This is a genomic window from Pedobacter heparinus (assembly GCF_032678725.1).
In the GTDB taxonomy this organism is placed as follows: Bacteria; Bacteroidota; Bacteroidia; order Sphingobacteriales; family Sphingobacteriaceae; genus Pedobacter; species Pedobacter heparinus_A.
This window is the reverse complement of sequence record NZ_JAVTSC010000002.1, coordinates 441,352-453,778: the sequence shown is the minus strand read 5'-3', so window position 1 is coordinate 453,778 and position 12,427 is coordinate 441,352. Positions and strand designations below refer to the sequence as shown.

Below are 12,427 nucleotides of genomic sequence, written 5' to 3'. Positions count from 1 at the left end.
TATTGCTTTTCAACCGTTTGCGCAGGAGCTTACCCAATAAATAAGTAGGTTATACTTCTTAAAAAATTTGATAAAGTCAGCAGAGTAGCTATATTTACTGCTCCGTACAAAATTTAAGAACTAAAAATGGCTAGATTAAATCTTCTGGAAGAAACACGCTTTGAAAAACTGCCTGTTTCTGTCTTTGAAAACCCCAAAGAAGCATCTCTTAGCGTTGCACAGCGCATCGGGAACCTCATTAAAGAAAAACAAAAAAACAACGCCCAGGCAGTTTTGGGTTTGGCTACAGGCGCAACTCCTATTGCAGTATATGCCGAACTGGTTAGAATGCACAAAGAAGAGGGTTTGAGTTTTAAAAACGTAGTCACGTTTAACCTAGATGAGTATTATCCTATGCAGCCTAACGCCGCACAGAGTTATGTTACCTTCATGAATGAGAACTTGTTCGATCACATCGATATCGATAAGAACAATGTAAACATTCCGGATGGCACATTGAGCTTAGAGGAAATCCCTGCATTCTGTCTGGATTACGAGAAAAAGATTGGAGACCTTGGAGGACTGGATATACAGATCCTCGGTATCGGACGTACAGGTCACATCGGTTTCAACGAGCCGGGCTCTGCTCCCAATTCGGGCACACGTCTGGTAACATTGGATGACCTGACCAGACGCGATGCGGCCAGGGATTTTGGTGGTAAGTCTTTTGTGCCAACAAAAGCCATCACCATGGGCGTAGGCACCATTTTTAAAGCCAGGGAAATCATTCTGATGGCCTGGAACAAGAAAAAAGCACCGATTATTAAAAAAACTGTTGAAGGGGAGATTTCCAGCGAGGTACCGGCAACGTATTTGCAACTGTCTGATCATGTAGAATTCATTTTAGACCGGGATGCGGCATCGTTGTTGACTCGTTTTAACACGCCTTGGTTGGTTAAGGATTGTGTATGGGATGAAAAATTAACCAGGAAAGCAGTAATCTGGCTGGCCAATACCCTTAAAAAACCTGTACTTAAACTTACCGAGGATGACTACAACAACAACGGTATGGCACAACTCGCTGTAGAGCAGGGCCCGGTTTACAACATCAACATTCATATATTTAACAAACTGCAGCATACCATTACGGGCTGGCCGGGTGGCAAGCCTAATGCAGATGATTCTCAGCGGCCGGAAAGAGCAGAGCCCGCCAAAAAGCGCGCTATTATTTTCTCTCCCCATCCTGATGATGATGTGATCTCTATGGGCGGTACTTTTATCCGTCTGGTAGATCAGCAGCAAGATGTGCATGTGGCCTACCAGACTTCCGGTAATACTGCCGTCTGGGATGATGATGCCTTGCGATTTGTAGAGTTCAACATCGATTTTTCTGAAAAAATGGGTTTGGAAACTCAGGAATTAAAAACCCTGTACCAGAACATGCGCAGTTTTATTGAGCAAAAGAAACCCAACCAGATAGATACGCCGGAGATACAGACGGTAAAGGGACTGATCAGAAAGGGTGAAGCCATTGCCGGCGCGCGCTATTGCGGTTTAGCGGACGACCATATTCATTTTATGGCGCTTCCTTTTTATGAAAGCGGCAAAAGCCAGAAAAATCCGGTTACAGATGCGGATGTGGTATTGACGATGGAGCTGCTGCAAAAAGTAAAACCTCAGCAGGTATTTGCTGCAGGCGATTTTGAAGATCCGCATGGCACACACATCGTTTGCTTTAACATCATACTGGAGGCTTTAAAACGTCTGGCCAAAACGGAAGACTGGGTTAAAGATTGCTGGCTATGGATGTACCGTGGTGCATGGCAGGAATTTGAGACCCATGAAATTGAAATGGCTGTACCACTTAGCCCGCAGGAAGTGGAGCGTAAGAAATTTGCCATCTTCAAACACCAGTCGCAAAAAGACAGAGCGGTATTCCCTGGAGATGATGCAAGGGAATTTTGGCAACGTGCAGAAGACAGGAACAGGGAAACAGCCCAGGCTTATGACAGCTTAGGCTTAGCAGAATATGAGGCTATGGAAGCTTTTGTCCGCTATAAGTTTTAGTTAAATTTATTATATTTATAACCGTTATCGCTTGGGCGATAACGGTTTTTTTGTTTAAAATCATTGATTATGAATCCTCAACCCAGCCTAAACAAGCCAGTAAGATTATTATCCCTTGATTTTTTCAGGGGCGCAACTGTTGCCGCGATGATCCTGGTTAACAATCCGGGAGACTGGGGAAATACTTATGCGCCGCTAAAGCATGCAGAATGGAATGGCTGTACACCAACAGATCTGATCTTTCCTTTTTTTCTGTTTATTGTAGGGGTATCCATAGCTTATGCAATGGGCAGTAAAAAAGCAGATCCCGCTACGCATGGTAAAACCATTTTAAAGGCCTTAAAAAGGGCGCTGATCTTATTTGGACTGGGCTTGTTCTTATCCCTGTTCCCCAAAGTTTTCACCGCACCTATTGAAGCATTCCAAAACGTACGCATTCCAGGGGTATTACAGCGGATTGCTGTGGTGTTCTTCATTTCATCTGTCATTTTCCTTAAAAATACGGAGCGGAGTATTTTCAAAATTTTGTTGCTGATACTGGCTGTTTACTGGGCACTCATGACCTTTGTTCCGGTACCCGGATCAGGTTACCCGAACCTGGAAAAAGAGACCAATCTTGGCGCCTGGCTGGACAGAACCATACTTACAGAGGCCCATTTATATAAGGCTGCTAAAACATGGGACCCTGAGGGGATATTGAGTACATTGCCTGCTGTTGCAACTGGTTTATTTGGCATATTGGTTGGCGGCTATTTGAAGAGAAAGGATACAGATGCGGCCACAAAAATTGCCTGGTTGTTTTGTACAGGATGCGCAGCAGTAGCTTTGGGCCTGCTTTTGGACCTTCAGTTCCCCATTAATAAATCCCTTTGGACCAGCTCTTTTGTACTTTATACAGGTGGATTGGCTACCATAATTCTGTCCTTATGCTATTGGATCATCGATGTCCAGCAATACAACCGCTTTACCAGGCCTTTTGTGGTTTATGGAGTAAATGCGATTACGGTTTTCTTTTTGTCGGGACTGATTCCGAGGATATTGCGTTTGATTACTGTAAAGGGGGCTGATGGATCGGACATGAACCTGCAGGCCTGGATGTACTCCGGCTTTGCTGCGACCTTTTCGCCTATTAATGCCTCACTGGCCTGGGCCATTAGTTTTATCCTGTTCTGGCTGGTTATTCTTTGGGTGATGTACGATAAAAAAATTATTATAAAAGTTTGATAACATTATATCCGGCGGTACTGATGGCCCAGAAATAAAGAACTGGCCCGCAATTTTATTCTGCGCTGGCCAGTTCTTTTGCCTGTATGCCAACCGGGCCACTGGGCTCACTTTCGTTCTTTAACCGGTCTAATGCGGTAACCAGGTAATTGTATCTTTTTCCATGCGCTACGTTTGTATCAATGAAGCTGGGAAAATCCTCAAAGCTGATCCTGAGGATATTCCTGGCATCCAATACATCTATTTTCTCTCCCTCGTCAAAACGGTAGATCACATAGCCTGAAGCTGTTTCACCATCACTGGCCTTTAACGGTTTTTCCCATTTCAGGTGCACACCATCCGCCTGTGCTTCAGCCGTAAGGTTAATGGGTTCATTGGGTACTACACCATCCAGCCAGGGCATTTGAGGTGGCAAGGCGGGGTATTTATAATAGTTGTTCTTCAGGGAATCACCCAAGGCACGGGCTACGGTTGAGAATGATTTGGAACTAAAGAATACACTGCCCTGGATCAGGTTACTTTCACGTATGTGCCGGATCTGATTGGGAATCTGGTTAGGAAAAGCCCATGCGGCTTCCTTTCTGGTACTGCCGTTATGGATCAGGTAGGCGCCATGACCGATATAAACGTGCCTCCCAAAGGCATTTTTTGTCCACCAATCTGCAATGGTACCAAATGGCGCGGCCCTTCTGGTAAAACTAAAATATACCTGGGGATTGATGTAATCAACCCAACCCTCTTTTACCCATTTGCGGGAATCGGCATATAACTCCGAGTAATTGGACAGTCCATTGGTAGCAGAACCCAAACTGTCTTCTGACAGATTTTTCCAGATGCCAAAAGGGCTGACACCAAACTTTACATATTTCTTATAGTGGTGGATGCTATCGTCCAGTTGTTTGATCAGCAGATCGACATTGTTACGGCGCCAGTCGCTGATATTGGTAAAGCCATTTGCATATTTATTAAAAGTAGCGGCATCATTGATACTTTGTCCGGCAATCTTATACGGATAAAAATAATCATCAAAATGAATACCGTCTACGTCATAACCTTTTACTACATCCAGGATGACCTGAACAATGTATTCTCTTACTTCAGGGATACCAGGATCAAATTGCTTCTTCCCTCCATAAACAAAGAACAGATCGGGTCTTTTCCTGGTCATGTGATCTGCGCTGACTATGGCGTTTGCACTCATGGTTGCACGATAAGGGTTAAACCAGGCATGGAGTTCCATACCACGCGAATGTGCTTCTTTAATGGCAAAGGCAAGCGGGTCGTATCCAGGTGCCGGGGCCAGGCCCTGCTTACCCATCAGCCATTGGCTCCAGGGCTCCCTTGATTTCGAATAAAACGCATCTGCAGCGGGCCTCACCTGTAAAATAATGGCATTCATCCCGTTCGCTTTATGCTGCTCAAGCAGACCAATAAGTTCCTGTTTTTGCTGATCAATGCTTAACCCTGGCCTGGATGGCCAATCAATATTTGCTACAGTTGCCACCCAAACTCCTCTAAATTCTCTTTTTGGAGCAATTTTTGATGGGGATTGTGCGATTAGGGAAATAGGGGTTATTATTATTGATAATAGTGCATAGGTTATGAGTTTAAACATCTTTTACAGTTAGGCTAAAAATTCGGTTTCATTTTGTTGTGTTCAGTCTACAGTGCTATAGCTGATCTAGCAAGTAAACGATTTTTTTTAAAGTCTCATACAATTTGAATGTTTTTTTACTTAATCCTGCAATTAATTCCATTCTCTTTTTTTTGTTTTTAGATTAGAACTGAGAAATGTCGAACCAAAATGATCTGGTGAATAAGGGTGACCGCAACAAAATTTATTTTCTTGTTGTGGTTATTGTTGCACTATTGGGTACCAATTTATATTTATACGTTAAAGACAGGCAACAGAACCAGCGCTTTGTGACGGTAAGTACGGAAAAGGACCGTTTGAAACTGGAGGTGGAAAAGATAGAAATAGAGCTGGATAAAGCAAACAGCCTGAATTTGGTGTTGAGTGATAAATTACAGGAAGAACAAAAGTTAGCAAGAGATAAGATTGCAGCATTAAAGCTGGCCTTGCAGAAAGGTGCTTTAACAGAAGGTAAATTGGCTGATGCACAAAAGGAAGTACAGGAACTGAGGGAATTTGTTAAAAATCACAATGAACAGATTTATCGCCTGGAAAAGGAAAATGCCTACCTGAAAAACCAGCGGGACAGTTTAAAGGAATTTGCCAATGCCGAGAGCCGCAAAGCAGAAGAGCTGGCCAGGAAAAACTCGGAACTGAATGCCAAGGTGAAGACCAGTGCCTCTTTAAAAGCTAATAACGTACAGGTTGTTGCTTATAAAGTAAAAAGCAGTGGGAAGAACATAGAAGTAACCCGTGCCAGCAGTGCAAAAAAATTAAGTGTCAAGTTTAACATTGTATCCAATCCACTTGCTGAGAAAAATTACCACAGGATCTATCTTCGCATTTTTGATCCTGCAGGCAACCTCATTGCCGACGACAATAACATGTTTGAAGCTGATGGTCAGGAAATGCAGTATACCTCCTCAACCTCTATATCTTATAATGACGACAATACAATCTATAAGATGGACTGGGTGAACCCAAATGACTTTATAAAAGGTAATTATTCCATTATCCTCTACACCGATGGCTTTACAATGGGCAAAGCCGCTGTTGTTTTAAGATAAAGGAAAACTCAGATAAAAGGTAGTTCCCACACCCGTAATGGATTTAAAATCGACCGTACCACCGGCGTTCTCTACCGCTTGTTTTACAAAGGCCAGCCCTAAACCTGTTCCGGATGATTTTGTGGTAAAATTGGGTACAAATATTTTATCCTGGAGGGAGGGGTCTATCCCCTTCCCATTGTCTTCTACTTCAATAAACACATCGGTATCACTATGGTTGATCCTGACCTTGATCAGACATTTGTCGTTTACATTTCCGGCTTCAATTCCATTTTTAAGAAGGTTATTAAAGGTACGGAGCAATTGGTCTTTGTCGCCAAGCACCTCAATGTCCATCCGGGTATGGTTGAAAATGAAGATTTCTGCGTCTTCTGCATTTGTAAAGACATTCCTTGCCTGTTCTATAATTGGCAACAGCTGTAGTTTTTCCAGCTTGGTATCAGGCATTTTGGCAAAATTAGAGAATTCGGAAGCAATGGTAGACAGGCTGTCTATCTGTTCAATGAATGATTTGTTAAAGCGTTCAAACTTCTTTTCAAAATTAGGGTCCTGTTCTTTCCAGGATTTCTCCAATAACTGAACGCCTAATTTTAATGGTGTTAACGGGTTTTTTATTTCATGGGCTACCTGTTTGGCCATTTCCCTCCAGGCACTTTCGCGCTCAGACCGGGCGAGTTTCGCCGCACTCTCTTCCAGAGCAGCAATCATTTTATTATATTCTTTGATCAAAGATCCGATCTCATCATGTCGGGACCATTGGATAGGCTGATTTTTCTGACCTAGTTTTGTTTTACGTATGCTGTCCTGTATAAAGGTTAAGGGACTGGTAATCTGGTTAGCCAGGAAAACGGCCAGTATACCTATGGCCACAAAAACCAGGGCATAAATGTTAATCAGCGTGTTGATAAAGAGGCCAATTTTATTCTGATAATCAGCTTCGTTCGCATAATAAGGCAAGCCGATATAGGCAATTGTTTTATTCTGTGCATTCCTGACCGGTGCATAAGCTGATGCATACCTGAAATCCTCACCAATGTGTTCAGTAGGATTGATATACTCCGATTTTTGCTGGGCTTTAAGGTAAATATAAGCTTCAGGGCCCATTTTTTTCCCTATAATACCATAATCGTAAATTTTTGGGAGCGAAGTAAAACGCACCGTCCCTGTGGTATCAAAAAGATTGAGGTAGGTGGCATTAATATTGGCGAACTGGTTAAAATCGGCATTTGCCTGGTCCGTAACCTCGGGCAAGCCCCCGGCACTAAAGATTTGCTTCTCATAGGACAGCTGGACCTTTCGGATCTTCTCTTTGATAAAGGTTTCCTGCTGCTTGCGGTATTCATCCCTGATGTAAAAATAGGTTGTCCAACCAACGATCAGCAAGGTAGCTACTACCGAAAGTACAATGGAAAACTGTATCCGGGTTTTGTAAAGGATCTTATTGGCATTGATCATGAGCGACCTGTTGATGTTAAACCAGCCACCCCAGCTTTCATCAATATTTTTGAGTAGCCAGATCAGCGCATAAAGTGTGACGGAAAAGATGATAAACACAAGGAAGAAAAAGGACAGGGTAGCCAGCCTTGCCACATAAGAAACCTTCTCTTTACTGATCACGATCATTTTGGTACTGGCAGGCATATATACCAGGTGCGTATAACCTAAGGTATCTGTTACAAATTCACCTTTCCCTACCTTACCTTTAAAATCCGCACTCGAAAGCTTATAGGTATATTTACCCGATTGGCTGATGAGTTTACCGGCATTGTAAAAAGCAAAAGAATAGCTGCTGTAATCATCTTCCCCTTTAATTCTCCCTTCAGCTAATATTTCTGGCAGCTGGCTGTTGAAATTATACTGTGGAGATTTTAGGTCTATAACTAGTGTGCCTAATATCCTGTTGTCTACAAATATCGGGATGATGCCAAAATAATTCTGGTAACCGAAGGTGTAGTTCATGCGGTAAAAAAAATCGGATTCAGGCACCTTGACAGAGCCTGACCGGACCAGGTTTTTATAATAGCTTAAAGCGACCGAATTTTTCTTTGAAATTGCAGAATCCTGGCCGTTAAACTCGTACAAATTATACTCAAACTGGGTGAGATAGTCGCCAAGCAATATTTTATTCACATGCTTCTGCAGATCAAATGTTCCCTCCAATACAGGGCGCTTAAAATACTCCGCGATAAAAACATCCGAAGAAACGGTTTTTTCCAGGTTTTCTATAGAGCTGATCACCTTGGGGTCATCTGTAGAACCCAGCTTTTGGGCAACGGTATATCTTTTGTTTTTTTCCTTTAAATTGGTAAATCTCAGGTATTTTATAGAAGTAATAAAAGCCAGGCAAAAGAAAAGGGCCGCAAATATGCCTATGGAGAACTTTTGTTTCCGGATATAGATATTCCATGCCATAATGAAGATGAATAAAGCATAGGCGATAAAAAATATACTGAAGTCGGTCTCCACCCTGTAAATCAGGTAGGCAAAAAATGCAGCAAGAAACAGGATCAGCCGCTCTCGGTTGCTTACATTGAGCTGCAGGGTCTGCTGCATAAAGATATTCCCGATGAGGTACATGTTGAACCATACCAGGCATAAAATAATGATACTTACCCAGCTGATCCAGCCCAGGTTAATGATATTGGTGATGTTGAAGTTAATTTTTGAGTTGAGGATAAAGCCCAGAAAAATATCGTCAAATAAAAAGGCCAGTTTACCAAAAGCAATCAGCAACAGCAGGTGAAAAATCAATCCGCCAACTTTACTGCCGGCCAGCCATGCCGGCAACCTGTATTTATCGCTATAGGTATACATGAAGAGCACAACCCAGGTAAGCGCAATGACGTTGAGTAAGAAATCGCCCAAAGAGGGCAGGAAAAAGCTTTCTCCAAATATAGTAGGACTAAATATCTGTAAGTTAAACTGGTGGTTAAACCAGCCAAATTCCAGATCTGTTACCCTGATGCCTACAAAGAACAAGATCAGCAGCAGGGTACCCGCAACCGGCTTTCCTCCCTTTGCAAGCCAGGCAGAAAGTGAATTAAAAAACAAACAAAAGCTAAAAAGTCCGATTACCCAAAGCCAGACTTCAATCGTGGCATAGATGCTTTTAGAATAGCCTTGTCTTAATTTCACTTCGAACAAGGGCTCCCCTTTGATGTTTCTTATCCCGTAAACCTCTCTGTCTGTATAAGTTGCCAGAGTTAAGGAATTGGAGGGACAAAGGTATTTGGAGATGGTGTTTTCCAGGTATTGATTTTGGATATCAAACTGGCTTTTGATGTCGATCAAAAAAATGAGCACATAATCTCCTGAAGTCTTTTTGATCAGCTCATAATATCCATTGCGTAAAGGAACAACTGAAGAGCCTTCTTTAATGGCCTCTGGATTGGAAGGAAATACCCGGAAAGAACTCCAAAATTTAAGGTTATCGCCTTTATACACCAAAATATTGATGCCCTGGCTACGGTATGTTTTAATGAAATTCAAGCCATGGTTCTCATTCTTGTCAAAATTCCTGGCATTTTCAACCTGCCTGTCATCTGCTAAAAAATTATAAACAAGCTGTTCCTTGGTGCCAAGGTTTTCCTGAAGCTGCCGGGCTTCGTAACCGAGCAGTTCTTTTTTAGTGATGGAATGCTTTAAAGATAAGGCTGTAACAATACAACAAGCGCCCAGTAATAATAAAAGAAATCTGATTTTACCTCTTATACCCACGCTTGTCCTATTTTTTAAGTATTCATGATCAAACCCATCATTCTGCAGTAGCAGAGCTTGTCTGTACGGCTCTGTTTACCTTTTTTACCAGACCTTGTAATACATTTCCCGGGCCAACTTCAATAAATTCGTCCGCACCGTCAGCGATCATGCGTTCAACAGCCTGTGTCCACTTCACTGCGCCTGTTAACTGGGTGATCAGATTGGCTTTTATTTTTTGAGGATCTGTATTTGGTACCGGATCAACATTCTGATAAATAGGACATACCGGAGGCAATACGCTCACTTTCTCTATCGCTTCCTGAAGTTCGATTCTTGCAGGCTCCATCAGGGGTGAATGAAAGGCCCCGCCGACATTCAGTTTCAAGGCCCTTTTAGCGCCAGCCCCGGTGAGTTTCTGGCAAGCCAGATCAACCCCTTCAATGCTTCCCGATATCACAATCTGACCAGGACAATTGTAATTTGCGGCTACCACAACTGCATCAATGCTTGCACAAATATCTTCAACAACCTCGTCCGACAGACCAAGAATGGCTGCCATTGTGGAAGGCTCCAGCTCACATGCTTTTTGCATGGCATTGGCTCTTGTGATGACCAGTTTAAGCCCATCCTCAAAAGAAAGGGCCGAAGCGGCCACAAGTGCCGAGAATTCCCCTAAGGAGTGTCCTGCTACCATATCTGGTTGAAAGGCATCGCCGAGTGTTTTTGCCAATATTACAGAATGCAAAAATATAGCAGGCTGGGTAACTTTTGTCTGCTTAAGTTCTTCGTCAGAACCAGAGAACATGATGTCGCTGATCCGGAAACCTATAATTTCATTTGCTTTCTCGAACAGCGCTTTGGCTTCCTCGTTTTCGTAAAGTTCCTTACCCATGCCCGAAAACTGAGTCCCTTGTCCTGGAAATAGATATGCTTTCATCTGTTGGTTTATTTTTTATAACGGCAATTGCCTTGTGTTTGATATGATTTTCTTAACTAGTGAAGATTAGCGGTAATTAATCTTAAGAACTCGGCCCTGGTTTTATCTTTGGCAAACTCTCCTGTAAATGCTGAAGTGGTGGTCACTGAATTTTGCTTCTGGATGCCGCGCATGGCCATACATAAATGCTTACATTCTATCACTACGGCTACACCAGCCGGCATCAGGGTATCCTGGATGCAATCCCTGATCTCATTGGTCAGCCGCTCCTGAACCTGCAGGCGCCGCGCAAAGGCATCAACTATGCGCGGAATTTTACTTAAACCCACAATATGCCCATTTGGGATGTAAGCGATATGGGCTTTACCAAAAAATGGGAGCATGTGGTGTTCACACATAGAAAAAACTTCTATATCTTTTACCACCACCATTTGGCTGTAGTCTTCTTTAAACATTGCCCCTTTAAGGATGGCAGCCGGATCCAGATCATAACCATGGGTAAGATATTGTAAGGCTTTTGCTACACGCTCAGGTGTTTTTAACAAACCTTCACGGGAAGGGTCCTCTCCCAGCTGGGACAAGATGTCGCTATAATGCTCAGCTACGGCATCAATTTTACCCTGGTTATAACGGTCTATTTTAATGTATCCGTTTTCTGTTTCATCTAAATGATCGGTATGATTATTCATGTCAAAGGGTTATTAACCGAAATATTCCACAAAGTTATTTTCAGTCTCGTAAATTTTTATGCTGTGCAGCTGTGCACCTGAGCCTGCAATCAGGTTCACCAGTTCATCCCATATGGCAATGGCCAGATTTTCGGTAGAGGCTAACTTACCTTTCATGAAATCAACGTCGAGGTTCAGGTTTTTATGGTCAATTTTATCTACTACAGCAGTATTGGTAATGTCTTTCAACCATTTGAGATCGACCAGAAAACCCGTTTCCGGGTTAATTTCTCCCTTAACAGTTACATACAACTGATAATTATGTCCATGCCAGTTTGGATTGGCACATTTTCCATAAACTTCTGTATTCTGAGCTTCGGTCCAGTCGGGTCTGGACAATTTATGTGCTGCGTTAAATGATGCTTTTCTGGTTATATAAATCATGCGCTGTTATATTATTGACAAATATACGCAGAAAGGTTAAAGTAGAAAGGTTAAATCTCTAACTTAGCTATCATGAAGATCTTATTGGTTGCCGCTACCTGGCCAGAAATCGCTTTATTGGCCAAACACTTCCACTTACCCGAAAAGGATTTTGTGCGCACTGCTGATTTTGACATCCTGATTACCGGTGTAGGCATGACGGCAACAGCCTACGCGCTGGGCAAACACTTGTCTGGAGCTTATAAACTGGTTTTAAACCTGGGTATTGCAGGCGCATTTAACCGCGCTGTCTCCTTGGGTAATGTACTCAATATTACCAGCGATGAGTTTGCAGAACTGGGTGCAGAAGATGGAAATGATTTTTTAAGTATGGAACAGCTTGGTTTTGGCCATTCCAGATTTGTAGCGGCAAACAATCTCTTGCATGAATCTGTTGCGAAACTTAAAAAGGTGAAGGGGATTACTGTAAATCGTGTTCACGGCAACCAGAAAAGTATTGACAGGACCATTAAACAATTTAACCCGGACACGGAGAGCATGGAGGGCGCAGCTGTATTGTATTGCTGTCAGCAGGCGGCATTGCCTTGTCTTCAGGTCCGCAGCATTTCAAATTATGTAGAACCGAGAAATAAAGAAAATTGGCAGGTCGGACTTGCCCTGAAGAACCTGAACGAATGGACCATTGAATTTTTGACAAATGCTTAACTTT

General features: G+C 42.7%; 9 protein-coding genes. 4 read left to right on the top strand and 5 right to left on the bottom strand.

Annotated elements, in window-relative coordinates; translation table 11 throughout:
* The first annotated feature begins 126 nt into the window (after window positions 1-126).
* Both nagB and R2Q85_RS05290 read left to right on the top strand, forming a co-directional pair.
* Window positions 127-2,046 carry a glucosamine-6-phosphate deaminase gene (nagB, locus tag R2Q85_RS05295; RefSeq protein WP_316810700.1) on the top strand — a complete coding sequence of 640 codons (1,920 nt, stop codon included), beginning with the start codon at window positions 127-129 and terminating at the stop codon, window positions 2,044-2,046.
* A 69-nt stretch (window positions 2,047-2,115) separates the two neighbouring features.
* Window positions 2,116-3,270, top strand: coding sequence for an acyltransferase family protein (locus R2Q85_RS05290; RefSeq protein WP_316810699.1), 1,155 nt, complete (start codon window positions 2,116-2,118; stop codon window positions 3,268-3,270).
* A gap of 55 nt (window positions 3,271-3,325) precedes the next feature.
* Here R2Q85_RS05290 and R2Q85_RS05285 read toward each other — a convergent pair whose 3' ends face one another.
* Entirely contained in the window at window positions 3,326-4,885 is a 1,560-nt protein-coding gene (locus R2Q85_RS05285; RefSeq protein ID WP_316810698.1) for a glycoside hydrolase family 10 protein, read from the bottom strand.
* Between the two features lie 176 nt (window positions 4,886-5,061).
* Between R2Q85_RS05285 and R2Q85_RS05280 the strand changes: the two genes are divergently transcribed.
* Window positions 5,062-5,970, top strand: a complete 909-nt coding sequence (locus R2Q85_RS05280; protein WP_316810697.1) for a hypothetical protein — start codon at window positions 5,062-5,064, stop codon at window positions 5,968-5,970.
* On the opposite strand, the gene R2Q85_RS05275 is transcribed toward R2Q85_RS05280, so the two are convergent.
* Genes R2Q85_RS05275 through R2Q85_RS05260 form a run of 4 tightly spaced genes read right to left on the bottom strand, consistent with a single transcriptional unit; the run spans window position 5,962 to window position 11,718 of the window.
* Window positions 5,962-9,687 (bottom strand): HAMP domain-containing sensor histidine kinase, encoded by a 3,726-nt coding sequence (locus tag R2Q85_RS05275; RefSeq protein ID WP_316810696.1) that lies wholly within the window; start codon window positions 9,685-9,687, stop codon window positions 5,962-5,964. The two genes, R2Q85_RS05280 and R2Q85_RS05275, sit on opposite strands and share 9 nt — an antisense overlap.
* Before the next feature lie 37 nt (window positions 9,688-9,724).
* On the bottom strand, window positions 9,725-10,606 hold the full coding sequence (gene fabD / locus R2Q85_RS05270) for an ACP S-malonyltransferase (RefSeq protein WP_316810695.1): 882 nt from the start codon (window positions 10,604-10,606) through the stop codon (window positions 9,725-9,727).
* A 56-nt stretch (window positions 10,607-10,662) separates the two neighbouring features.
* Window positions 10,663-11,295 carry a GTP cyclohydrolase I FolE gene (folE, locus tag R2Q85_RS05265; RefSeq protein ID WP_316810694.1) on the bottom strand — a complete coding sequence of 211 codons (633 nt, stop codon included), beginning with the start codon at window positions 11,293-11,295 and terminating at the stop codon, window positions 10,663-10,665.
* Between the two features lie 12 nt (window positions 11,296-11,307).
* Window positions 11,308-11,718 (bottom strand): 6-pyruvoyl trahydropterin synthase family protein, encoded by a 411-nt coding sequence (locus R2Q85_RS05260; RefSeq protein WP_316810693.1) that lies wholly within the window; start codon window positions 11,716-11,718, stop codon window positions 11,308-11,310.
* 72 nt (window positions 11,719-11,790) lie between these two features.
* On the opposite strand from R2Q85_RS05260, the gene mqnB reads away from it, so the two are divergent.
* Window positions 11,791-12,423: a futalosine hydrolase gene (mqnB, locus tag R2Q85_RS05255; RefSeq protein WP_316810692.1), complete on the top strand. Its 633-nt coding sequence runs from the start codon at window positions 11,791-11,793 to the stop codon at window positions 12,421-12,423.
* Window positions 12,424-12,427: the final 4 nt, after the last annotated feature.

What these genes read in the sequence shown, in the direction of transcription:
- R2Q85_RS05285 (WP_316810698.1), bottom strand. Translation starts at nt 4,885, where the DNA reads ATGTTTAAACTCATAACCTATGCACTATTATCAATAATAATAACCCCT.
- R2Q85_RS05260 (WP_316810693.1), bottom strand. Translation starts at nt 11,718, where the DNA reads ATGATTTATATAACCAGAAAAGCATCATTTAACGCAGCACATAAATTG.
- folE (WP_316810694.1), bottom strand. Translation starts at nt 11,295, where the DNA reads ATGAATAATCATACCGATCATTTAGATGAAACAGAAAACGGATACATT.
- mqnB (WP_316810692.1), top strand. Translation starts at nt 11,791, where the DNA reads ATGAAGATCTTATTGGTTGCCGCTACCTGGCCAGAAATCGCTTTATTG.
- nagB (WP_316810700.1), top strand. Translation starts at nt 127, where the DNA reads ATGGCTAGATTAAATCTTCTGGAAGAAACACGCTTTGAAAAACTGCCT.
- R2Q85_RS05280 (WP_316810697.1), top strand. Translation starts at nt 5,062, where the DNA reads ATGTCGAACCAAAATGATCTGGTGAATAAGGGTGACCGCAACAAAATT.
- R2Q85_RS05290 (WP_316810699.1), top strand. Translation starts at nt 2,116, where the DNA reads ATGAATCCTCAACCCAGCCTAAACAAGCCAGTAAGATTATTATCCCTT.
- fabD (WP_316810695.1), bottom strand. Translation starts at nt 10,606, where the DNA reads ATGAAAGCATATCTATTTCCAGGACAAGGGACTCAGTTTTCGGGCATG.